The organism is Cobetia sp. 1AS1 (assembly GCF_029846435.1).
GTDB lineage: Bacteria > Pseudomonadota > Gammaproteobacteria > Pseudomonadales > Halomonadaceae > Cobetia > Cobetia amphilecti.
Genome location: NZ_JARWKU010000002.1, coordinates 786,531 through 810,128, shown reverse-complemented (window position 1 = coordinate 810,128; position 23,598 = coordinate 786,531). Strand labels below are relative to the sequence as shown.

At 60.2% G+C, this 23,598-nt stretch carries 17 protein-coding genes; 8 read left to right on the top strand and 9 right to left on the bottom strand.

Annotated elements, in window-relative coordinates; all coding sequences use genetic code 11:
- Both QD280_RS07180 and QD280_RS07175 read right to left on the bottom strand, forming a co-directional pair.
- On the bottom strand, positions 1 to 8,265 hold an 8,265-nt coding region (locus QD280_RS07180), incomplete at its 3' end, for a VCBS domain-containing protein (RefSeq protein WP_279838788.1).
- 281 nt (positions 8,266 to 8,546) lie between these two features.
- Complete coding sequence (locus QD280_RS07175; RefSeq protein WP_279838787.1) at positions 8,547 to 8,987, bottom strand: low molecular weight phosphotyrosine protein phosphatase; 441 nt, start codon at positions 8,985 to 8,987, stop codon at positions 8,547 to 8,549.
- Positions 8,988 to 9,349: 362 nt separating this feature from the next.
- On the opposite strand from QD280_RS07175, the gene QD280_RS07170 reads away from it, so the two are divergent.
- Entirely contained in the window at positions 9,350 to 10,732 is a 1,383-nt protein-coding gene (locus QD280_RS07170; RefSeq protein ID WP_192839207.1) for an NAD-dependent succinate-semialdehyde dehydrogenase, read from the top strand.
- A gap of 219 nt (positions 10,733 to 10,951) precedes the next feature.
- On the opposite strand, the gene QD280_RS07165 is transcribed toward QD280_RS07170, so the two are convergent.
- Positions 10,952 to 11,818, bottom strand: coding sequence for a cation diffusion facilitator family transporter (locus tag QD280_RS07165; RefSeq protein ID WP_225346721.1), 867 nt, complete (start codon positions 11,816 to 11,818; stop codon positions 10,952 to 10,954).
- Between the two features lie 372 nt (positions 11,819 to 12,190).
- Here QD280_RS07165 and QD280_RS07160 point away from each other — a divergent pair, with 372 nt between their 5' ends.
- The 4 genes from QD280_RS07160 (at position 12,191) to QD280_RS07145 (ending at position 15,791) form a co-directional block, all read left to right on the top strand.
- Positions 12,191 to 13,120 carry a DMT family transporter gene (locus QD280_RS07160; RefSeq protein ID WP_279838786.1) on the top strand — a complete coding sequence of 310 codons (930 nt, stop codon included), beginning with the start codon at positions 12,191 to 12,193 and terminating at the stop codon, positions 13,118 to 13,120.
- A gap of 95 nt (positions 13,121 to 13,215) precedes the next feature.
- Positions 13,216 to 14,322, top strand: coding sequence for an endonuclease/exonuclease/phosphatase family protein (locus QD280_RS07155; RefSeq protein ID WP_279838785.1), 1,107 nt, complete (start codon positions 13,216 to 13,218; stop codon positions 14,320 to 14,322).
- Between the two features lie 87 nt (positions 14,323 to 14,409).
- Entirely contained in the window at positions 14,410 to 15,174 is a 765-nt protein-coding gene (locus QD280_RS07150) for a YiiX/YebB-like N1pC/P60 family cysteine hydrolase (protein WP_279838784.1), read from the top strand.
- A 116-nt stretch (positions 15,175 to 15,290) separates the two neighbouring features.
- Entirely contained in the window at positions 15,291 to 15,791 is a 501-nt protein-coding gene (locus QD280_RS07145; protein WP_054557257.1) for a DUF1456 family protein, read from the top strand.
- 89 nt (positions 15,792 to 15,880) lie between these two features.
- Here QD280_RS07145 and QD280_RS07140 read toward each other — a convergent pair whose 3' ends face one another.
- The 6 genes from QD280_RS07140 to QD280_RS07115 form a co-directional block, all read right to left on the bottom strand.
- Positions 15,881 to 16,216 (bottom strand): metalloregulator ArsR/SmtB family transcription factor, encoded by a 336-nt coding sequence (locus tag QD280_RS07140; RefSeq protein WP_279833316.1) that lies wholly within the window; start codon positions 16,214 to 16,216, stop codon positions 15,881 to 15,883.
- A gap of 27 nt (positions 16,217 to 16,243) precedes the next feature.
- The gene (locus tag QD280_RS07135) at positions 16,244 to 16,657 is read right to left on the bottom strand and encodes an arsenate reductase ArsC (protein WP_279838782.1); all 414 of its coding nucleotides are present in this window, start codon (positions 16,655 to 16,657) and stop codon (positions 16,244 to 16,246) included.
- A gap of 111 nt (positions 16,658 to 16,768) precedes the next feature.
- On the bottom strand, positions 16,769 to 16,906 hold the full coding sequence (locus QD280_RS07130) for a hypothetical protein (protein WP_279838781.1): 138 nt from the start codon (positions 16,904 to 16,906) through the stop codon (positions 16,769 to 16,771).
- 36 nt (positions 16,907 to 16,942) lie between these two features.
- Entirely contained in the window at positions 16,943 to 17,959 is a 1,017-nt protein-coding gene (locus QD280_RS07125; RefSeq protein WP_279838780.1) for a substrate-binding domain-containing protein, read from the bottom strand.
- Between the two features lie 504 nt (positions 17,960 to 18,463).
- On the bottom strand, positions 18,464 to 19,327 hold the full coding sequence (locus tag QD280_RS07120; protein WP_279833235.1) for a PA4780 family RIO1-like protein kinase: 864 nt from the start codon (positions 19,325 to 19,327) through the stop codon (positions 18,464 to 18,466).
- 148 nt (positions 19,328 to 19,475) lie between these two features.
- Positions 19,476 to 20,561, bottom strand: a complete 1,086-nt coding sequence (locus QD280_RS07115) for an NAD(P)-dependent alcohol dehydrogenase (RefSeq protein ID WP_279838779.1) — start codon at positions 20,559 to 20,561, stop codon at positions 19,476 to 19,478.
- 330 nt (positions 20,562 to 20,891) lie between these two features.
- Here QD280_RS07115 and QD280_RS07110 point away from each other — a divergent pair, with 330 nt between their 5' ends.
- From QD280_RS07110 to QD280_RS07100, 3 genes are all read left to right on the top strand, one after another.
- Positions 20,892 to 21,080: a hypothetical protein gene (locus tag QD280_RS07110; RefSeq protein ID WP_084589604.1), complete on the top strand. Its 189-nt coding sequence runs from the start codon at positions 20,892 to 20,894 to the stop codon at positions 21,078 to 21,080.
- A 205-nt stretch (positions 21,081 to 21,285) separates the two neighbouring features.
- A complete protein-coding gene (locus QD280_RS07105) occupies positions 21,286 to 21,843 on the top strand; it encodes an NYN domain-containing protein (RefSeq protein WP_279838778.1) in 558 nt (185 codons plus the stop codon).
- A gap of 256 nt (positions 21,844 to 22,099) precedes the next feature.
- Positions 22,100 to 23,452, top strand: a complete 1,353-nt coding sequence (locus tag QD280_RS07100) for an MFS transporter (RefSeq protein WP_279838777.1) — start codon at positions 22,100 to 22,102, stop codon at positions 23,450 to 23,452.
- Positions 23,453 to 23,598: the final 146 nt, after the last annotated feature.

Sequence of the window (23,598 nt, the reverse complement as noted above, 5' to 3'; positions counted from 1 at the left end):
GCCTGCATCACCGCCGCTACCTGTCGCCAGAGTGCCGGCAGCCACGAGGTCTCCCTCACCATTGACCGCTGTGTCTTCCGTGACGTCGCCAGTGGCCGGCGTCAGAGTCGGCACATCGTCAACGCCATTGATGGTCACGCTGACCGTGGCGGTGGAGACACCGCCCAGGCCATCGCTGACCTGATACGTCAGGGTGGTGACAGCGCTTTCGCCGTTCTTCAGCGCTTCGAAATCGCCGCTGGGATCGAAACTCCAGCTGCCGTCAGCATTCAGGGTGAAATCACCTCCCTCACTGCCGGTAACCGGCTGACCGACATTCGCACCACTGCCATTGACCTGACTGACGACAAGTGCGGAGTCAGCGTCCACATCAATGTCATTGACCAGCACATTGGTCGTGTCGGCCGTGGCCAGCGCAGTGTCTTCATCAGTGGTTGAGGCATCATCGGTCGCGACCGGAGCATCGTTGGTGCCATTGATGGTGATCGTCAGCAGCGCTGTATCGGTGCCACCCTGGCCATCGGAAATCTCGTAGGTGAAGGTGTCCGTGAGACTGTCGCCGACATCCAGCGCCTGGATGACGGAATCGGTGTTATCGAGCGTATAGGTGTAGCTACCATCCTCGGCGATGGTCACGCTGCCGTAGTCACCTTCGACCGGCGTACCGGCCGCAACATCCGTGGCCTGATTGGCGCCCGCCCCGACTCCGCTGACGACGATGGCATCGTTGTCATTGCCACCATCACTATCGGTACCGGCGTCAGACGTGACATTGCCGGCGGTCGTGCTGACGGAATCAGTGGCAAGTCCTTCAGAGATATCGTCGCTATTGTCCTGCGCAACGGGGTCCACATTGGCCACGGTCCACGTGAAAGTCGTGGTGACAGGCGCATTGTTTTCATCCGTCGCCGTCAGCGTGACGGTGTGAACGCCCCCGCTACCGCCCTGGGAGGCATCACTGGTCAGCGTGCCACTGATCTCACCGGTATCCGGGTCGATGCTCAGCCCGTCCGGCAGGCCCGTTGCCGAGTAGGTCAGCACCGCGCCGTCATCGGCATCCGCGAACAGATCCACCACATCAAAGGGCGTGATGGCCTGACCATCGACGCTGTCTTGAGCAGCCTGGGTCTCCACCACGGTCGGCGCATCATTGGTGCCGGTCACGGTAATCGTCAGCGTATTGCTCGACTCGGCGCCATTGTCATCAATGACCGTATAGGCAACGGTGGTCGTGGCAGACGCGCCCTCGGCGAGATAATCGAAGTCAGTCCCCGGCGCGAAGACATAGCTGCCATCCGCGGCAATGGTGACAGTACCGCCCCCTGCCATGGCGACCGCTGCTCCAACGCCCGTCCCCGCGCCAGCCACCTGGCTAACCGCCTTGGTGGAACCGGTATCGATATCCGTGTCATTGGCCAGTACGCCATTCGCAGCCGCGACGCTCAGATCGAGGTTTTCCGCAGTCTCGCTGGTATCGGCGACAGCGACCGGCGCGTCATTGACACCGGTGAGGGTGATGCTGACGGTGGTCTGGGTGACACCATCAGCATTGGTGACCGTCAGGATATCCGTCAGCGTGGCGCCCTGATTGAGCTGCTGAATGACATCCTGAGTATTGTCGGCACTGTAGGACCAGTTGCCATCGGCATCGACCACCAGCGCCCCATAGGAGCCCGTGACTGTCTCAGCCGTGAACTTGTCTTCCCCGGTGTCGCCGCCAGTGCCCGCGTCAAGCGTACCGCTGGTAGTCAGGTTGTCGGAGGTGACATTGGTATCTTCGATGACATTACCGGTATCCGGGGTCAGCGTCGGGGTGTCATTGATACCATTGACGGTCACGCTGACGGTGGCGGTCGAGACGCCGCCCTCGCCATCACTGACCTGGTAGGTAATGGTGGTAACCGCGCTCTCACCATCGGTGAGACCGTCGAAATCAGCGCCCGGATCAAAGCTCCATGTGCCATCGGAATTGACCGTGAAGGAACCGCCCTCGCTGCCCGAGACAGCTGAGCCTACCCCGCCAGCATTGCCATTCACCTGGGTGATGGTGAAGTCATCAGTGGGGGTATCCAGATCCGTGTCGTTGTCGAACAGATTGGGGGTGTCAGCGGTGGTCAGCGCCACGCCTTCGTCGGTGGCATCGGCATCATCATTCGCGACAGGGCCGTCATTGGTATCCACGACTTGCAGATAGCCGGTCAGGACATTGCTATCCAGCCCTTCACCATCGATTTCGGCCAGACCGTCATTGTTGCCGTCATTGACGACTACGGTGTAGGCACGCGTATCGGTGTCCGGGTCATCGCTGGTGTTCTGATAGGTCAGCGAGTCAATCAGCGCCGAGACCTGAGCCGCCGTCGCGCCGGAGCTCAGCGTCACCGTCAAGGTGCCGTCAGCAAGAGAAGCACCGGCGAAGCCCGCCAGAGAGTCATCAACGGCAAACACGTCGGCAGCCGTCGCGGCATCGATGGAAACCGTGATGGTGCCACCACCGAAGTTGTCACCGACCAGTGCAGTGTCGACATCTGAGAGCGAGGCCCCGGCTACCAGCGAAACTTCGTTGGTTCCGGTGCCTTCACCGCCAGCCTCGACAGCTGAAATGGGGAAGGCTTGCGCAGCCGTGCTGCCGGTGAGCACCGGCGCATCATTGATCGCATTGACCGTCGTGTTGAGGGTGTCGGCATCGGCCACGCTTGACCAGATACCGGTCTCGTCAAAGGTGGAGACATCCACGGCGGTTTCAGACGTCACGGCACCGCTACTGTCATCCGCCACGACGTAGCTCAGGCCAGCCGGATCACCGTGGTAGTTCTCCGCCGGCAGGAAGCGCACTGAGTCAGTCGTCGACAGCACCAATGCATTGCTGTCACTGACATCAGCAGGGACATCGATCCAGGAATCGCCGCCGTCAGTGGAGTACTGCCAAGTCCCCTCGCTGTCATCGGAGGGGTTGGAGGTGATGGCGATACCTGCCAACACGTTGGCAGAACTGCCCCCCAAAACAGCCTCTTGGGTCTGGTCGTCAGCAGCGACATCGTTGAAATTAACGCCCACCAGCTCCGCGACGGTGGCGCCAGCCGGATCGGTGTCGTCTTCATTGATGGCCGCGAGAGTGACACTGTCATCAGGTGTCGTCGGGGCATCATTGACGGCAGTGATGCTGGTGTTGATGGCAATGGTGCTGCTTGACCAGACGCCAGTCGCCAGATCGCGGTCACCATTGGCAGTTTGATTCAGATTACGAAGATCATCGGCATCGGTACTGGTAACCAGTGCTGCGCTGTCATCACCCAGACGTACGGTCAGAGCACCAGGCTCACCATTGAAGTCGTCGGCAGGTACAAAGCGAATATCGGCATCAGCAGGCAATATGAGGGCATTATTGTTACGCAGATTGCCTGGGATCTGCTCCCAGGTGCTACCACCATCAGTGCTGTATTCCCACTCCCCTTGCGCATCGGTAGACGTATTCTCGACGATGGCAACATAGGTGAGATCAGTCTCGGTGGTGGCAGCGGTATTGCCATTCTCATCGGTCTGATCATCGGTGGTGTCATCGTACTGATCGACCAGCAGCGTATAGAGATCCGTGCCGGCGATACCATCTGCCGCGGTGTCTTCTGCAACGGAGGCCACTGTTTCCGCTGTACCGGCGGCAAGCGGACGGTCATTGACCGGGGTGACCGTGAGAGTGATCTCACGGCTCGCCTCCTCTGCACCGCCCTGGCCGGTATTGCCGGCATCATTGAAAACGATTCTGAGGGTATCTTCACCATAGAAGTCGGCTGCAGGGGTATAGACCTCGCTATTCAGTGAGTCCTGGAGCGATGCGACAGTCCCAGTAAAGGTGATGGTGTTTGTGCTATTGCTGAAGGTGCCGTGATCCACGGTCAATGTCAGCGTCAGGTTGTCAGCACCGAAATCATCAGCATCATCAAGGGTCACCCCGAGCGCTGACAGCGTGAGGCTGCCATCTTCGACCAGCGTGGTAGTGCCGGTCGCTGCAGAAATGGTAGGTGCATCGTTGGTGCCGGAAACATTGACCGTTATGGCGGTGGAGACAAGGAAGGCATTGGCTAGAGCCAAGTTACCATTAGCATCATCACTGAACTCGACATCAAGTATCACTGAGGTATCTGCGTTCACTTCAGCGGCAGTCAATACGAGGTCTTCAAGCGCGGCATTGATTTCGCTGAGCGTTCCCGTCAGGGTAACCTCGCTGGTACCGTTGCCAGTGACACCGGTCGCATCCATATTCAAGGTGCCGCCTGTTTCACCCGTGGCGCCGCCTCGCACAGACACTGTAACGGTCTGGCTATCTTCGAAGACTTCTTGACCGACATCATTGATGTCTGCGACGGACAGGCCACTGATGGTCAAGGGCTGACCATCATCCATCGTTTGCACCGGTGTGGTGGAAGTCAGTACCGGCTCATCATTGACCGCTGTCACGGTGATGTCTTCCTTCACGACAGTTTCAATGGCGGTACCGGTCCCGTGTAAGTCAGTATCCTTCGCCGTGACGGTCAGCTCGACGGCACCATTGTCATTGGCATCCGGCTGGTACTGGACGTTTGCCAATGCCGTCGCAAGCTCTTCCTGGGTACCCTTCAGCTCGATGCTGGCAGTGCCGTCATCGGTGACCTCAACATCACCGGCATCACTGATCTGCAGCGTGCCATTTGGAACGCTCAGTACGACGGTGATATCGGTATCGAAGCTGTCAGCGTCCGTCACCGTGATGGTGCCGATATCTTGATAGCCACCATCTTCTGTTACAACAAGTTGGCTCGCATCCGGCAGCGTCACGGCTGGGGCATCGTTCTCGGTCGATGCCCACAGTTCTATGCTTGCCGTCGCTGTATTGAAATCTTCCCCAATTGCCTCGCCATCCTGATTGGCATCCCCCCCATTCAAGGTGCCATCAGAGAGGCGATCATCGACGACAGCCTCGAGGCTCCAACGAGCGTCAGGGTCTGCTTCGCCAGTGATAGGATCCAGAACCATCTGGACACTCAGCGTCTCCAAGGATGCCTGAACAGCCGACAAGGTACCTTCAATTACCAGGGTATTGGCATCAGTGGTGACCGTGGAATCTGTCCCACTCGGCAGAGCAGTCAGGACAGCGGTAGTAAATGGAACAACGACTCCATCTTCATCCTGGAGTGAGAGCGATACCTTGATGCTATCCGTCTCACCAGCATCAATACCCGAGCTGGAGTCGAGATCCAGAATATCGACATCACCAATGACAAAGGCATCACCAAGGTCCAATGCTGAAAGTGCTGTGGAAGCCGGGATCAGTCTGTCTTCTGGCTGGGTTGCCGTGATTTCCGGCGAATCATCCAACGGGGTAATATCAATGCTGAACGTAGCAACGTCGGTCGTCAGCGGACCATCACTGACAGTAAAGGTGAAAGCATCAGAGTGGATTTCCCCGCCATCATGCTCATAGGACAGTGCCCCACTGTCGATGTCGGCCTGGGTGAAGGAGCTACCGACGCGCAGAACCTTGCCATTCACCGTCAAAGAGCCGTTCTCCGGCAGGCTCGTGATCACGAAGGTCGACTGACGCGTGGTGTTGTCGCTGTCCACGGCCTGCAGCAGGCTATTGTCGATGACTGCCGTTTCCCCTTCCCCAAGGGTCAGTACGTTGTTGGCGGAAGTGGACGACTGATCCAGGGCATCAATGACCGTCTGATCCGCAGCATCGGAGGTCAGCGGAATCAGAGGGGCATCATTGAAGGGCGTTACTTCGATAGTGACGTTGCCGACATTGGAGACGACACTGGTATCGTTCCCATTGTCTACCGGAGTAGAAGAATCCGTCGCGAAGGGATCTGACGGCGCTGTCAGATCATCGCGCACGATGAAAGTGAAGCTATCGTTCAGGGAGTCGACACTTTCACCACCGTCGTGAACGTAGCGCAATCCCCCCGTCTGACCATCCGCCTGCGCGGTCAGAATCGCCTGGGAGTACCAGACATCGGTGGAGGCTGCCTCCCAGCTGTCGCCATCCCAGACTTCGAGTGATCCACCGCTCAGCTCGGTGCTGGTGATCTGGAACCAGAGGTCATCACTTTCCCCCTCGCCGTCCAGATTCTCCAGACTGCCGTCCACATCCGACATCACCAGATTGGTGATACGAACGATGCCGTCGGTCGTATCGGTCTGCTCGAGCAGATTGACACTCGAGTTACCCGCGGCGGGAGCATCATTGACGGGTGTTGCGTCGATGGTGAAGACATCGGTAATGGGGTCGAGCGTGTCCGGATCCTTGTCGATGTCCGTCGGCAGGATGGTGAACGTGAAGCTGGACTCATGATCTTCGCTGCCATCGTGCAGGAAGGTGACCAGCCCGTTATCGATGTCTTCCTGGGTGAAGCTGCCGAAGTCGGAAATCGGCTGACCATCCAGGAATAGCGTTCCGTTGGTCGGTATGTTCGTCACGGTGTAGACGATCTGGGTCGCAGGCAGCACGTAGCCGTCCAGCTCGGCGCCATACTTGAGCATATCGTCTGTGATGACCACCGCGGAGGAAGCAGGATCGGACGTGCTTTCGCTCACGATGACGCCGGTATTGTTCACTTGCTCGGCGTAGATGGTTTCCTGTTGCTGCTCCCCGGGGCCACCGGCCACATTGTCAATCAGGAAATTCAGCGTACCGACGGTCGGTGAATCCGCGCCGCCCCAGGTCCCTGCGTCTCCTGCCTCTTCAAATGCCTTAAATTCGGAATCCACCAACGTGAAGGTGAAGTCGTCCGCCGTGCCTCCAGTGCCATCCACGAGGGTCTGTTGATAGCGGACTTCGCCCGCCGTGACCTGCGCCTGCGAGAAGGTGCCACCCACCGGCAGCTTGACCCATTCAGTCCCATTGAGAATCTGGATCTCACCAAAGCTCGGCAAGGTGTCGATCTTGTAGCTCAGCTGATCATCGGTGCTGTCCGGGTCTATCGCGTTCAGGGCAGATGCATCGATCAATACCGCCTCACCAGTGGCATCCAGCGCGTCGGTGGTGGGCGTCAGCGTCGGGTCATCATCATTCTCGAGAATGCTGATCTCGACGGTACGCTCACTGGAAAGCTCATTCCCCGCCCCTTCACCGCCACCGGCGTCGGTCACCTTGATGGTGAAACTGGGCAAGTCATCGACAATCGGCTCGTCCCCATCATGGGCGAAGGACAGATACTGGAGCTTGTCTGCCGTGAAACTGGCAGCCGCATCCGACGTGTCGGAGATGATCTCATCAGTGTCTGCGATACCGTCCTGGTTGAGATCCAGATAGAGGGTGCCACGCTCCGAGAGATTGCCCAGATCCGTGATTTCCACCGTTGCATTGGCCGCCGCATCGGCATGCCCGGACTCTTCATCGGTGTAGCTCAGACCCAGCGAGGTATTTTCGCCCTCGAACTGCTGCGGGTCGCCCGTGACGGTCGGCGCGGCGTTGTCAGGAATCAGCTCGATATTGAGGGTATTGGAGGCCTCACCACCCGCGCCATCCACCACCGTGATGGCGAAGCTGTCACTGTCTCCGACGGCCACATCGCTGCCACCATGGGTATAGACCAGCTTGCTGAGCTGGTCTGCATCGAAACTTGAACCAATTGCCACCGGAGATCCATTGAACGTCAGCGAGCCACCCGTCGGCAGGCTGTCGATCTCGATGATCAGCTGGTCGGTATCCTGCTCGCCACTGACGACATCTGGATCACTCAGACCCAAGGCTTCAATGGAGAAGGTGAAGGTTCCCGCCTCGGTGACCGTCGCACCGCTGTCCCCGAACACCGGGTCATCGTTGACAGGCGTCAGAGTGGCAACGAAATCGAGGCTGCCTCGGTCGGTATCCACCACCCCGTCTGTGGTTTCGGTGAGGCTCAGGCTCAAGGTGATATCGGCGGTGTAATCGTCCCCCGGAGTGACTACGAGGCCGGCAAGCTCATCGGTGATCTCCTGAGCTGTACCCGTCAGGGTCGCGCTGCTGCCGCCGCTACTGAACTCCGCCCCGGCATCGGCGGCTGCCTGATCCAGATTCAGTGTCAGCGAGTACTCATCCGTGGCGTTGCCCTCATCATCCACGTTGCCACTGTCCGTGACACTCAGGCTCGAAAGCGAGAATTGCGTATCTTCGGTACCCGACAGCGAAGCACCAGTATTGGTGGCCGACACAGTGTCGCCGTTGCTATCGGCGCCCTCGGCAATGGTCACGGCAGCAGCGGCATCCAACAGCAGACGGGGCTCAAGGGCCTGAAGATCGAGTTCGCGCATGGGCGGGCACCAGTGTAATTGTGTTTAGACAGACAGTAACAAAAATATACATTGAGAAGCACATTCCCGCAAACTTCTTACACAGAACCGACTGAGTGCTTTCAACCATAAGAATTAATTCATATCATCATAATATGCAAACTTTCTTACTCAACGACTAACCCCATGAAGCAACACTGCATTTACGGGCATAAAAAAAGGAAGGAATGCTGTTGGCAGCATTCCTTCCTCTTGAGCTATGAAAAATCTCGAAACATTATTTTACATACAGATGCACGCCGTCACTTGAGCTTGGCCACCCACAGCGCAGCCGCTTCCACCAGCTTCTGGTGCGCATGGCGGAAGGCCTCTTCGCTCTTGCGATAGGGATCAGGAATCTCTTCCCCCTGGCCGCCTGCCAGCCAGCGGCCGAACAGCATCGTCTTGCCACTGACCTGCGGTGCCATCTGATTGATGGCGCGGCGGTGGCCATCGCTCATGACCAGAATCAGGTCTGCAGCCGTCAGCATCTCGACCGACACCTGGCGCGCACGATGCTCATCTACCTCGAGCCCTGACTCGACGGCGAAGCGTGCTGCCGTGGGCTCGACCGGGTGATCGACCAGTGCGCCCACACCCGCCGAGTGCACCGTCTTGCCAGGCAACGCCTGCTTCAGCAGTGACTCGCCGACCGGACTGCGACAGATGTTGCCGGTACACACCACCAGAATATTGTTGAACACGCTGACTTCCTCTTCCTTGTGACGCTTGCACTCATGTTGATGGCCCGGCGCGCGGCAAGCTTGGCCCCGCACGGACGTCAGACGCCCATTGTCGCATGCTGGCAGCCTGTTCGGCAGGTTCACATTTGACCGCTTCGCGATTGATCACTGATGACATCTTTGTCTTTTCAAGGGCCAGCAGCGTGCTCATATGGCAACACTGAGGTGACCCGACGCAATAGCCCCCTGCCCCTTGAAGACCTCAGGCAATATCTCCAAGTCCTGATGTGTAGCCAATGAAGTGACTGGCTCAAGGGCCGATCTCGACCCCTCACGATCCCCATTCAGTCACTTGCTGAACCAGCACTCAACAGGGAGGCAAGATGAGCAACAAGACACTGACCGCGTCCAATCCGGCCAATGACAAGGTTCTCAAGGAATACGCCACGCTAAGCAAGGAAGAGGTTCAGCAGAAACTGGAGCAGACGCGCAAGGCGTACTCGAGCTTCAGCCAGACCACCGTGCAGGATCGTGCGCAGCGCCTCACCGTTCTGGCGGACTTGATCGATGAGCATCAGAAGGAAATCGCCACGCAGATCGCCCATGAGATGGGCAAGCCCTATGATCAGGGCATCAGCGAGACGCAGATTTCCTCCAGCATCGCGCGCTTCTATGCCGACAACCTGCCCAAGCTGATGGAAACCGAGCAGCGTGATGTCGATGGTGCCGTGCGTGCCAAGATCGTCAAGGACCCCATCGGCGCCGTCCTCGGCGTGATGCCGTGGAACTATCCGCTCTATCAGGTCATCCGCTTCGCGGCTCCGGCCCTGGCGGGCGGCAATGTCTGCCTGATGAAGCACGCCTCCAATGTCCCGGGCTGTGCCGATCTGATCACTCAGCTGTTCCACAAGGCCGACTTCGAAGAGGGTATCTTCACCTGGTTGCCGGTGGGCTCGGAGATGATCGAAGACATCATCAATGATCCTGTCGTGCAGGGCGTCACCCTGACAGGCAGCGAAGAGGCGGGTCGCAAGGTCGCCGAGCAGGCAGGCGCGGCGCTCAAGCCAAGCGTGTTGGAACTGGGTGGTATCGATCCGCTGATCGTGCTGGATGATGCCGACATCGAGCGTGCGGTGGATCTCGCCATCGCTGGTCGTTTCGACAACACCGGCCAGAGCTGCGCCGCGTCCAAGCGCCTGATCGTCGACAAGTCCCTCGCCGAGGACTTCTCCAAGCGCTTGATCGAGAAGGTCAAGGACATGCGCATGGACGACCCGATGAGCGAAGGGGTCGATATCGGCCCGATGTCTCGCAAGGACCTGCGCGATGACCTGCATGACCAGGTCCAGCGCGCCATCAAGGCAGGCGCCAAGCTTGAATGCGGTGGTAAGATTCCGGATCGCGACGGCGCCTGGTATCCGCCGACGGTGCTGACCAACGTCACCCAGGGCAATCCGGCCTTCAATGAAGAACTGTTCGGTCCGGTCGCCTCCGTGGTGGTCGCCGACAACGAAGCGCATGCCATCGAGCTTGCCAACGACTGCCCCTATGGCCTGGGCAGCACCGTGGTGGCCAAGGACGACGAACGGGGTGAACGCGTCTCTCGTCAGCTGCAGGCCGGCATGAGCTTCGTCAACCGTCCGACCACGCCCTTCGCCCAGCTGCCCTTCGGTGGCGTCAAAGGCAGTGGCTATGGCCGTGAGCAGAGCGAGTATGGCTTCGGTGCCTTCATGAACATCCGCACCGTCTATGTCGCTGAACACTGAGCCGCTGGGCACTGAGTCGCTGAGCACAGACTCAGTGCGCGTCAAGGCGTAACGTGACGCCAGCGACGCTGAAGAGACTGCAGCGGATGATTCACTCCAGTCCCTTAGCTGCAACGAACAACGCCCCGCTTTTCAGCGGGGCGTTTTGCGTCAGAGATTCGTATGCTTTGCCTTGCGATATTCCCCCCCTCAACCAGCGCGCTGATCGCACTCATCACATCAGCGCGTCACGCAGCCCTGCAGGCATGCCTCGCCTTCCAGCTGAACCGTGACGTGCGAGATGTCATGACCGTCGCGCAGATAGGCCTGAACACGCTCCAGCACATCGCCGGGCACGCTGGTGGCGGCCACGACGACGTGCAGGCTGGCAATCGGCGACTGAGGCGTCAGCCCCCACAGATGCAGGTCATGTACGCTCTCCACGCCCTCAAGCGCCAGGACGCCCGCCTGGATATCGGCATGGTCGAGCTGCTCCGGCGTGCCTTCCAGCAAGGTGTGCGCCGACCGTTTCACCAACGACCAGGCACCGCGCAATATCAGCACCGCCGCGAGCACTGACAACAGCGGGTCAGCCTGATTCCAGCCGGTGGTCATGATGATCAGCGAGGCGACGATGGCCGCCACCGAGCCGAGCAGGTCCCCCATCACGTGCAGTACCGCGCCGCGTAGATTGAGGTTGTCCTGATCGCCCTGATGCAGGATACGAAATGCCGCGATATTGACGACAAGTCCGAGCACGGCGATGGCCAGCATCGGCCCCGCGAGTACTTCGGAGGGCAGCCAGAGCCGCTTGATGGCGGCCACCACGATCGCCGCCCCGATCACCAGCAGAGTCAGGCCATTGACGAACGCGGCCAGCACCTGAAAGCGTGCATAGCCGAAGGTCAGCTTGCGGGTCGCCGCCCGATGCCCGAGGCGAAACGCGCCCCAGGCCAATGCCAGCGACACGGTATCACTGAGCATGTGCCCGGCATCCGCCAAGAGGGCCAGTGAGCCCGCGACCAGCCCGCCGACCACCTCCGCCAGCATGAAGCCGCCCGTCAGATACATCGCCAGCTTGACGCGTCGCTCGCTGTCGGCGGTCACCTCAGGCGCATGATCATGGTGGTGCCCGTGTGAATGATCATGTGAGTGGCCGTGTGAATTACCGTGTGAATCTCCATGCGCGTGACCATCTGAAGGGTCGGAGCCATGAGAATGATCGTGAGCGTGGTGCCCGGAAGGCTCATGCGAGGGTTCGCGAACCTCATCTTGCGGTGTCGATGCCATTCAACCTCCGGCCATCTAATGAAAAAAGAAACGTGTCTGCATGATGCGCAGCGTAACGTCGAAAGTCGCGCGTCTTTCAAGACGCATTGGCGGATTTTCGCGTTCCGATAAAGGCCAGCAACCACTGCGCCAGCTTGATAGGATAGTTATCACTTGCGAAGCAACGAATAAAGGATTCCCGCCTTCCCCATGAACCTCTCCTCCGAGACGACCCCCTCCCGCTCGCCTTTCAAGGCCGATCTGCTGCTCCTGCTGGTCACCATCATCGCCGCCGCAGGCTGGATCTTCTCCAAGGAGGCGATGGCCGGCATGCCCCCTCTGCTGTTCATCGGCAGTCGCTTCCTGCTTGCGGGGCTCATTCTGGCCATCTTCGATGCGCGCTCACTGGGCCAACTGTCCACCGCGCGCAAGCTGCGCGCAAGCGGCGTCGGTGTCCTGTTCGGGGGTGCCATGGCCTGCTGGTCGCTAGGGGTCGCACTATCTGATCAACTGGGCGTGATCGCCTTCATCAACAGCTTCGGCATCCTGATGGTGCCGGTACTCGCGCGACTGTTGTTCAAGGACAGGCCGCCGATGAGCACCTGGATCGCACTGCCCACCGCTCTGCTCGGTTTCGCCCTGCTCGGCATGGGCCAGCCCGGCGCGACCGATGGCTTCACCATCGAGCCCGCTCAATGGCTCATCTTCGGCGCCGCCTGCCTGTTCGCACTGGTGTTCAACTTCAATTCACGCCTGGTGCGCAATATCCCGGCCCTGCCGCTGACGGCCATCCAGCTGATGACCACCGGCGTCACCTGCCTGATACTCTCGGCACTCAGCGAGAGCTGGCCCGCCGGCATCAGTCTCGACATCCTGAGCTGGTTCCTGGCCAGCACCCTGATCGCCAGCACGCTGCGTTTCTTCCTGCAGATCTACGCACAGGGCCTGACCACGCCCAGCCATGCCTCGGTCATCCTGATGCTGGAAGCGGTCTGGGCCGCCCTGATGTCGGCCGCCTGGTTCGGTGAGCGCATGACCCTGATCCAGATGACCGGCTGCGGCCTCATCTTCACCGCCCTGTTGATCAATCGCTGGCAGTGGATCTCACGCCTGTGGCGTCAGCGGCGGGTTGCCTCGTGAGAACAGCGTCCTGACTTGAGTGTCAGGCATGTCGCCACCATGTCTGACGCTTGAGCGTTCGACTTCCCGCCCCATTCTCTGCCACCGGAGCCACCATGATCCCCACGCTACTCGGCGTACTGACGCTGCTGATGGCAGCCTTCACCCTGCTGCCACTGACGCGTATTCGCCATTGGTCGGTGCGCATCATGGATTTCCCCCGCCTGCAGCTGGCCGCCTTGTGGGCGATGTTGTTGATCGCCGACCTCGCGGTGGCCGAGCTTGCCTTCGGGCTCAGGGGGTCACTGGCCGTGATCGCCGTGGCCGGGCTTGTCTATCAGGCACACTGGATCGTGCCCTATACCCGCCTCTTTCCCTGCGAGTCCGCGCGCACCAGACAGCACGACCGGCAGCGCCAGGTCCGCCTGCTCACCGCCAATGTCCTGACCAGCAATCACGACAGTGACAAGTTGCTGGCCATCGTCGAACGTGAACAGCCCGACGTGCTGGTGACGCTGGAATCCGATGACTGGTGGCAGCAGCGGCTCGACGTGCTCGAGGCGGATAGCGAGCAATACGGCTATACGCATACCCTCAAATGCCCGCTGGACAACCTCTACGGCATGCATGTCTATTCACGCCTGCCACTGCATGACGCCAGCATCGACTACCTGGTCGAAGAGGATGTGCCATCGATGCATGCGCAACTGGAGCTGGCCAGCGGTGATCGCGTGCGGGTGCACTTCCTGCACCCGGCGCCGCCCAGCCCGACCGAGAATGACGAGTCATCCGAGCGGGATGCCGAGCTGATCATCGTGGCGCGCAGCGTCGCCGACAGCCAGCAACCGGTGATCGTCACCGGCGACCTCAACGACGTGGCCTGGTCTCGCACCACGCGCCTGTTCCGCAAGCTGTCCGGCCTGCTGGACCCCCGCGTGGGCCGTGGCATGTTCAACACCTTCCATGCCAACATTCCCCTGCTGCGCTGGCCGCTGGATCACCTCTTCCATAGCGAGCATTTCAGTGTGGTGCGCGTGGCGCGCATGGAAGCCTTCGGCTCCGACCACTTCCCGCTGCTCACCGAGCTGGCACTGACGCCCGCCCAGGACACCGGCGAGACGCTCGATGCCCCGGAGCCGGATGCCGACGACCAGGCCGAGGCCAGCGAGACCGCCAGTGACGAGAATGTCAGCCAGCAGGACGTGCCGAAACCGGGTCGCTGAGCGCGACATGCCTGAGATGGCATTTGGCTGAATTCTCCAAAAGGTCCCAGACTGGCTGATGAGGCTTGAGCCATACGGGAGGCAGGCATGCGAGGACTCGACTGGCTGGGCACGCGGCTGGCACGTCATCTCACCGCGCCGGGCAAGCTACCGGCGCATCGCGCCACGTCATCACCGGAAAAGCTGGCTGCCACCCTGCGGCGCGGCGATGTCCTGCTGGTCGAGGGCTGCTCGCGTATCAGCACCGCCATTCGCTACCTCACTCAATCGACCTGGTCTCACGCCGCGCTCTGCGTGCGCACGCCGCTGGACAGCAGAGGGCGCCCGGTCAGGGGCGACTGCCTGTTGGAAGCGGACGTCACCGCCGGGGTGCGCCGCGTCCCCCTCAACCATTACTGGCATCAGCACACGCGTATCTGCCGCCCGGTCGGACTCACGGAGGAGGAGATCAGCGCATTGATCGCCCACGCCGAGGCGCGCCTGGGCCATCAATATGACCTGCGCAACATCGTCGATCTGGCTCGCTATCTGATTCGCACACCACCGGTGCCAAGCCGCTATCGACGCCGCATGCTGGCCCTGGGCAGCGGCGACCCGACCCGCGCGATCTGCTCATCGCTGATCGCCGAAGCCTTCCAGGCCGTGCGTTACCCCATCCTGCCAGACAGTGACGTCCTGCCCTCCAGCGACCCGGCATGCCTGCACTGCTATCAGGAATTGCTGCATATCCGCCATCACAGCCTGTTTGCGCCCTGCGACTTCGATATCTCGCCCTACTTCGACATCATCAAGCCGACCCTGTGCGCCGGATTCGATCCCCATCGCCTGCAGTGGAGCGAACCGCCCGCCTGATCTGGTATGCTGCGCGCCATCCGCGGCCTTGCTGGTCGGCACCTGTGCATCAGTTCTGCTGTGCCGACTGAGCCGCCTGCCGCCCTCTGACACTCTTCACGACCGGAACCACGCCCGTGACCAATAACGACATCATCCGTCGCCTGCGCTACGCGCTGAATCTCTCCGACACCGACATGATCAACACCTTCGCTGCCGCGGACCACGAGGTCTCACGCGCCCAGATCAGCGATTGGCTCAAGCGCGATGATGATGAGGCTCAGCAGCGCATCAAGGACATCGACCTGGCCAGGTTCCTCAATGGCCTGATCAACGTGCGTCGCGGCAAGCGCGAAGGGGCCCAGCCAGCGCCTGAAAAGCGTCTCGACAACAACGTGATTCTGCGCAAGCTCAAGATCGCCTTCGAGCTCAAGGATGACGACATGCTCGAGCTGCTGGCATTGGCCGGTTTCGAGCTGATCACCAAGTCCGAGCTGTCTGCCTTCTTCCGCAAGCCCGATCATCGCCACTACCGCGAGTGCAAGGACCAGATCCTGCGCAACCTGCTCAAGGGCATCGAACTGCGCCATCGTCGCCATGACCCCGAGACCGAGCAGCACGCCGTCGATCCGGTCTGATCAGACCCTGATGTGCTCTCAACAACAACGCCGCCCCGGAATCCGGGGCGGCGTTGTTGTATGACGGCAATGGCGGTACCAACAGCGGCTCAGCATTCGCGGTTGGGGCGCCCTTCCATGGTGGCCAGGCGCGCCAGCAACGGTGCCATGCGGTGCTGACTCCCTTCCGCCGCCGCGACCAGCGCCGGCAATACCCAGGACGGCAGGTCAGGCATCAGACGGTAGTAGACCCATTGTCCCTGGCGGCGATCCAGCAGCAGACCGCAATTGCGCAACTGGGCCAGATGCCGTGACACCTTGGGCTGCGACTCCTGCAACACGTAGGTCATCTCGCATACGCAAAGCTCGCCTTCTGCATGGATAAGCAACATCAGCACAAGGCGTGTATCGTCGCTGAGGCATTTGAAAAGACGTGTCGGGGTCAGAAGAGACAATGCAGAATTCCACCTGATTCAATGATGTGAGCGTGCCGCCAACCACAGCTGCAAGCGCGTGCGAATTTCGTTCAAGGCGCGCCCATAGGACACGGCAGTATCCTCATTGCGCGGGTCTTCGATATCCCAGAACAACAGCTCCTCGGTCTGGCCATCCCACTGGCGACACTGCTGCTGCGCCTTCTGACACAGCACGATGACGGCATCGAAGGACTGAGAGCGGTAGCGATCGATCGACTCGCTCGCCAGACCTGAATTATCCACCCCGGCGCGCGCCAGAGCGTCCAACGCATGCTGTTGCGGGGCATCAGGCGCGACACCGGCACTGAAGGCGTCAAACTCGTCCCCCGCCATGTTGCGCAGCAATGCCTCCCCCATCAGGGAGCGGGCAGAATTGGCATTGCACAGAAAAAGCACTCGCTGTTTGGACATGACTCATCTCCAGAGCTGCAATTTTACCTTACCATAGGGTCGCATATCAGAAGTACCGCGCTTGTATAACAAACTGATGTCAGTAGCCTTTCAGGCCTCGGCGCCCCACCTTCAGATCACTTTCTGCAACAACCCCTGCAACAACACCTGCAACAGAGCCTGCAACAGACGCGAACGGGCCGGCGCAGTGACCGGCAACTGCCAGGCACACCACACCAGCCCGCGAAGATCGCCACTCGCTACGTTCACGATGCGCTCGACCGCCGCACCGCGTGGCTCACGTCATCAGCCCTGCAGGTCCGAAAGCGTCAGGGTCTTCCTGTCGGCGACGGCTTGACGCGCCGCCTTGCGCGCTTCTTCGTGCGCCGGAATCAGGCCGATGCCTTTCAGATAGCCCAGGTTGCCGACCATCTTCTCGCTCATGAACAGGTCCGCGTAGTCATACATGACCGGCGCTTCTTCCGCGTGCTGATTCTTGATGTAGAAGAACATGGTACGTGCGACCGGGTAGGTCTCTTCCGAGATGGCCTCGGGAGACGGGGCGATGCCGTCAATGGTCGCGCCGCTCAGCGAGTCTTCGTTCTCCTCGAGGAAGGAATAACCGAAGACGCCGAAGGCCTCGGTGTCTTCCGACAGCTTCTGAACGATCAGGTTGTCGTTCTCGCCGGCCGGCACGAAGACGCCATCGTTGCGCACCTTGGAGTAGCCTTCGCCACCATAGCCGTCCATCTCTTCGGTGGCGGCTTCCAGCACCAGCTCCTCAAAGGAATCGCGCGTACCGGAAGTGCTGGGCGGCCCATAGATGGTGATCTTGCGGTCCGGCAGGCTGGAATCGATCTGGTTCCAGCGGGTATAGGGATTGGCCACCAGCTTGCCATCGACCGGCACCTGGGCCGCGACCGCCAGCGCGATCTGCTCCAGCGTGAAGGCGGCAGGGTCGTTGGTGTTGGACTGCGCGAAGGCGATGCCGTCATAACCGATGAAGGCTTCGGTGATGTCGGTCACGCCATTTTCCTGACAGCGCTCGAATTCGGAGGCCTTCATGCGGCGCGAGGCGTTGGTGATATCCGGGGTGTTGCTGCCGGCACCTTCACAGAAGAGCTTCATGCCGCCACCGGAACCCGTGGCTTCGATGACCGGTGTGGGATGATCTGTGGTGACACCGAACTCTTCCGCCACATAGCTCGAGAAGGGATAGACGGTGCTGGAACCGACGATGCGAACCTGGTCACGTGCTTGTGCACTGGACATGATAGCCGCAGAGGCGATCACGAAAGCGAGCTGCTTGAGAGGGCGATTCATTGCGGTGCTCCGATGCATTGATGTATATGAATAAGCATATATTTGGTGGCGAAATCCCTCACGACTCCGCCGCCCCGATTGGCGCGACAGCTCGCCAATCGCCACATGCCGGTGATGAGAATCACCCTCGGCATGCTGAATACGTATCTCGATGACAGGCATGTAGATAAATACGCATAGGCATATATGAGCATCATTTTATTGCAGTCGCGTGACATCTCCGCTGAGCATCCTGCCGCGGGCTGCCTTGCCTCTCTATCCCTTCCTCTACCCTTTCCTCTTCCCCTTTCGCCTCTCTGCTTTACCTTCGGCTGAGACAAGTCCCCAACAGAAATGGCCTGATCTCCCCCAGGCACTCGTGGGAAGATCAGGCCATCGACACGGCAGCGTGCGTGACAGGGCATCACTCGCTTGCCACTGGCGAGCCCCTCCTCAGCGCTTCCGGCGGGAGCCCGAGTCCTGGCAAACGGCTAGTGGCTAACAGTTAGCAGCTAAAGGTTCCTGCTAGTCATCATCGCCCTCTTCGGCACTCTTCTGGCGCGCCTTGCGCTCCTGCTCTTCTTCCATGGCCGCCATGATGTTCTCGAGCAGCGCATCCACGTCCGGCGCTTCGGCGTCGTCCTCATAAAGGCCCGTCAGCTCGACATCCGGGTCCATGTCGCCGGCCTCGAACAATGCCCAGATCTCGTCGGCGTAGCGTGTCTGTGCCAGTTCAGGCGCGAACATCGCGTAGTAGGCGGTGATATTGGCGACATCACGCGCCAACATGCCCTTGGCATTGTTGTTGGCCGCGGCATCGACCGCCTGCGGCAGATCAATGATCACCGGGCCATAGTCATCGACCAGCACGTTGAACTCGGACAGGTCGCCATGTACCAGGCCGGCATGCAGCATGCGCACGATGTACTGCATCATCAGCGCATGGTCTTCCCGCGCCTGCTCGGCGGACATCGAGACATCATTCAGGCGCGGTGCCACATTGCCGTCATCATCGGTGACCAGCTCCATCAGCAGCACGCCATCGAAGCAGCCGAACGGCTGCGGCACGCGCACACCGGCATCGGCCAGACGATACAGCGCATCGACCTCGGCATTCTGCCAGGCGGCCTCCTGCTGGTTGCGTCCGAAGCCGGAGCCCTTCTCCATCGCCCGTTGACGGCGACTGTTACGCACCTTGCGGCCTTCCTGATACAGCACAGCCTGCTTGAAGCTGCGCTGGGCAGCATCCTTGTAGACCTTGGCACAGCGAATCTCTTCTCCGCAGCGCACGACGTAAACCGAGGCTTCCTTGCCACTCATCAAGGGGCGGAGCACTTCATCGACCAGACCGTCATCTATGAGCGGCTGGATTCTCTTTGGCGTTTTCATCGCGTTCTTATACGCGTTTTGCGATACATCGGGAATCACCCTGTAGCAATTTTGTGACATACCTTACGACAAAACCCCCGCCAATGTGTCATTGGCGGGGGTTTCAGCATTCACTGACAGACTGCCTCGTCGGCAGCAGCGCCAGCGCTTATTGGGCGTTCTTGAGGCTCTGCATGTCAATCACGAAACGATACTTGACCTTGCCTTCCTGCATGCGCTTCCAGGCATCATTGATGGTGTCGATGTCGATCATCTCGATATCGCAGCCAATGTCGTGCTCGGCGCAGTAGTCGAGCACTTCCTGGGTCTCCGGCATGCCACCGATCAACGAGCCCGCCAGTACACGGCGCTTCATGACCAGATTGCCACCCTGCAGCGCGGGGTCCACTTCCTGCACCAGGCCGACGAGGATATGCGTACCGTCGTACTTCAGGGTATTGAGGTAAGGGTTGAGATCATGCGGCACCGGCACCGTGTCGAGCAGGAAGTCGAAGGTCTCGGTGGCACCTGCCATCTGCTCGTCATCAGTCGAGACGATCACATGATCGACACCATTCTCGCGCGCTTCCTCGACCTTGCTCTCGCTGCGGGTGAAGAGCGTCACTTCACAGCCCATCGCCTTGGCAAACTTGATGCCCATGTGACCCAGGCCGCCCATGCCGATCACTCCGACCTTGTCACCGGACTTCACGCCATAGTGACGCAGCGGCGAATAGGTCGTGACACCCGCACACAGCAGCGGCGCGGCCACAGCCGGGTCGAGCTTGTCAGGGATGGAGACCACGAAGCGCTCGCTGACGACGATCTTGTCGGAATAGCCGCCCTGGGTGAGGCTGCCATCGTGACGGTCCGGGCTGCCGTAGGTCATTGTCATGCCGTCGAGGCAGTATTGCTCGAGCCCCTTCTGACAGGCGCTGCATTCACGGCAGGAATCCACCATGCACCCGACGCCGACCATGTCGCCCACCTTGTACTGACTGACGTCATTGCCCACCTGGGTCACCCGACCCACGATCTCGTGCCCCGGCACCAGCGGGTACTGAGAAAAGCCCCAGTCATTGCGCCCGACGTGCAGATCCGAGTGACAGACACCGCAGTAGAGAATCTCGATGGCTACGTCATCCGGGCGCGGCTGGCGACGCTCGAAGTTCCAAGGCGCTAGGTCTGCCGTTTCGGATGCCACCGCATAAGCGCGTGTCTGGCCGTTAAAATCACCGTTGGAAGGGCTTGTCATGGAGTCTCTCCTTGCTTGGCTGAGCGACGGGCAGCCTGACCATCAAAGATGATTCAGCGCCCGTAAAAGGATTCGCATGCCATGCGGCAATCGCGATCATGCCTACTGACCTCTTGCCGACAGCCCGACTTTTCAATGGCTTGGCTGCCCTGCATCACTGTGTTGGTCAGATCGCAACAGCGAGCCACCACGCTACGCGAGGCTTGCAGACACAAGGAAAAGCGACGCAAAACATCACGCTTCTGATTCCAAATTGACGCCATCAAGCAGCAAAGTTGCCACTGTGTTATCATGCACCTTCACCCCTCACGTCTTGGAACGGAGTCCCGCATGGCGAATACTCGTACTGCTGCAAAGAAAAAAGCACCGGCTGCTGTCGAAACCTCAGCCTCGCTTGAAGCTCAGATGCAGGCCTTCCTGGACCGTGGTGGCAAGGTGGATGTGATTGAATCCGGTGTCAGCGGCCAGGTCATTGGCGTCAAGCCGACCAAGCCGTCAAACCCTGCTGCCAAGAGCTGAGGCTTGCCCATCAAGCCTTGGTGCCCAAACGCGCTGCTCGCCTCACTCAACTGGCGTCTGCAATCGAGTCACTGACCGGTGAGAGCGCTGTTCATCGCTAGACCTCCAGCCGCTGCCCTGCATCATCAGGTAGCGGCCGGCTTCTTTATGGGGAGAGGAAAATCGCCTCTTGCCTGCCCTTGCTCCTCCCGCCACGGCGACGCCCATGCCAGCCTCTACTTCGCGCGACAGCTCCCTCGACTCCCGCCAGCACAGCGTGCATGGCACTCGCGACGCGGATGGGGCACGAGCGCGCCTGGCCGTCTTCATTGATGTGCAGAACATCTACTACACCACCCGCGATACCTTCGGCCGGCAGTTCGATTATCGTCGCCTGTGGGCAGAGCTAGAGCGCCTCGGCTCGATCCAGCATGCCTACGCCTACGCGATCGACCGTGGCGACCCCAAGCAGCAGCAATTCCAGCAGCGCCTGCGCGAGATAGGCTTCACGGTCAAACTCAAGCCCTTCATCCAGCGCGGCGACGGCTCGGCCAAGGGCGACTGGGATGTCGGCATCACCATCGACGTGATGGAAGCCGCCCCCGAGGTCGATGAGATCATTCTCGCCTCCGGCGATGGCGACTTCGCCCTGCTGCTGGATCATGTCGCCACCCGCCACGCCATCACCACCCGCGTCTATGGCGTCGAAGCCCTCACCGCCCTCGCCCTGATGAAAAGCGCCCATTACTTCCGCGAAGTCGATGAAAGCCTGCTGATGCGCTGAAATCTGTCTGGCGCCCTTACCTTTTGATCAGCTTGTTTTCTGTCATGTCAGCAACAGCCTGAGGCGGGATTCCTGCACCAGACATGCTGAATGCCAAGGCGCCACAGCATATTGACGGCGTCGGTCATGTCGCATCGGACATTACTGATGTCGTATTGAGTGTGATCGCCCTATACCGCGTGCCGCAGGATGAGGCAGGGAGCTGTGCGCTGTTCAAGCCACACCTCTTCCCGATTCCTCTCATGCGGAGCAAGACATGAACAACAACAAGATAGGCGGGACCGACAGCATCTCGCCAGCCACGCTGAGACGCGTGCTGGCAGCCTCTGCCATCGGCAATTTCATTGAATGGTTCGACTTCGCCATCTACGGCTTCATGGCCGTGATCATCTCGCAGCACTTCTTCCCGCAGGGCGATCCGACTCTGGCACTGATCCAGACCTTTGCCGTCTTTGCGGTATCCTTTGCCTTGCGTCCCCTCGGCGGCATCTTCTTCGGCACCCTGGGGGACCGCATCGGGCGCAAGAATGTCCTGGCCATCACCATCATCATGATGGCCAGCGCCACCGCCTTGATCGGTCTGTTGCCGACCTATCAGAGCATCGGCATGCTGGCTCCGCTGCTGTTGACGCTGGCTCGCTGCGCTCAGGGCTTCTCGGCAGGCGGCGAATACGCCGGTGCCTGCGCCTTCGTGATGGAGCACGCCCCTGACGACAAGCGTGGCTGGTACGGAAGCTTCATTCCCGTCTCGACCTTCAGCGCCTTCGCCACAGCGGCAGCACTCGGTCTGGGCCTCAACAGCCTGGTATCGGAAGCCACCATGCAGGCATGGGGCTGGCGTGTCCCCTTTCTGATCGCCGCCCCCTTGGGGCTGATCGGGCTGTACATGCGCCTCAAGCTGGATGACTCACCGGCGTTCCGCCTGATTCAGCAGGAACACAATGCCACCAGCGCCCCGCTCAAGGAAACACTGACCACCCACGGCAGCACCATCGTAAGCCTGATGGCCTTCATCTCTGCCACGGCGCTGTCGTTCTACATGTTCAGCACCTATTTCGCGACCTATATGCAGGTGGCGGGTGGCGCCACGCGCCAGACGGCATTGCTGGCAAGCCTGGGCGGCCTCATCGTCGCCGCATTGCTGTGCCCATTGGCCGGGCGGTATTCGGACCTTGTCGGGCGACGCAATACCATCATTACGGCGTGTGGCAGTCTGGCCGTCGCGGTATTTCCCGCCTATTCGCTCGCCGCCAGTGGCACCTTGTGGGCGTCCATGCTGGGCGCTTCATTGATGGCAGTCGGTGCCGTGCTCTGCGGTGTCGTCACGGCCGCACTACTCTCGGAGCAGTTCCCGACCCGCGTGCGCTATACCGCCTCGGCACTCAGCTACAATGTCGCCTACACCATCTTCGGCGGCACCGCCCCGCTGGTCGCCACCTGGTTGATCGACCTGAGCGGCAACAACCTGGCACCGGCCTGGTACCTGATCGCGATCGCCGCCGTGGCCCTGCTCGGTGGCCTGCGACTGCCGGAAACCCGTGGCATCTCGCTCACCGACATCCCGGAGACTCCCCGCAAGAGAGCGTCGAGCGTCATACCGGCCGCATGAACTGAGATCTCGTGACCATTGATGAAATCGGCCTGACAGACATACCCCCTCAGCGATGACAAAACACCCGCCACAGCGACTGATTCTCGCCATGGCGGGTGTTTTTGTCTGGGCCACCAGCGGCCTGCCAGACATTCAGGCTTTAC

Coding starts and splice junctions, on each gene's coding strand:
- QD280_RS07170 (WP_192839207.1), top strand. CDS start 9,350: ATGAGCAACAAGACACTGACCGCGTCCAATCCGGCCAATGACAAGGTT.
- QD280_RS07160 (WP_279838786.1), top strand. CDS start 12,191: ATGAACCTCTCCTCCGAGACGACCCCCTCCCGCTCGCCTTTCAAGGCC.
- QD280_RS07155 (WP_279838785.1), top strand. CDS start 13,216: ATGATCCCCACGCTACTCGGCGTACTGACGCTGCTGATGGCAGCCTTC.
- QD280_RS07150 (WP_279838784.1), top strand. CDS start 14,410: ATGCGAGGACTCGACTGGCTGGGCACGCGGCTGGCACGTCATCTCACC.
- QD280_RS07135 (WP_279838782.1), bottom strand. CDS start 16,657: ATGTCCAAACAGCGAGTGCTTTTTCTGTGCAATGCCAATTCTGCCCGC.
- QD280_RS07125 (WP_279838780.1), bottom strand. CDS start 17,959: ATGAATCGCCCTCTCAAGCAGCTCGCTTTCGTGATCGCCTCTGCGGCT.
- QD280_RS07120 (WP_279833235.1), bottom strand. CDS start 19,327: ATGAAAACGCCAAAGAGAATCCAGCCGCTCATAGATGACGGTCTGGTC.
- QD280_RS07115 (WP_279838779.1), bottom strand. CDS start 20,561: ATGACAAGCCCTTCCAACGGTGATTTTAACGGCCAGACACGCGCTTAT.
- QD280_RS07110 (WP_084589604.1), top strand. CDS start 20,892: ATGGCGAATACTCGTACTGCTGCAAAGAAAAAAGCACCGGCTGCTGTC.
- QD280_RS07105 (WP_279838778.1), top strand. CDS start 21,286: ATGCCAGCCTCTACTTCGCGCGACAGCTCCCTCGACTCCCGCCAGCAC.
- QD280_RS07100 (WP_279838777.1), top strand. CDS start 22,100: ATGAACAACAACAAGATAGGCGGGACCGACAGCATCTCGCCAGCCACG.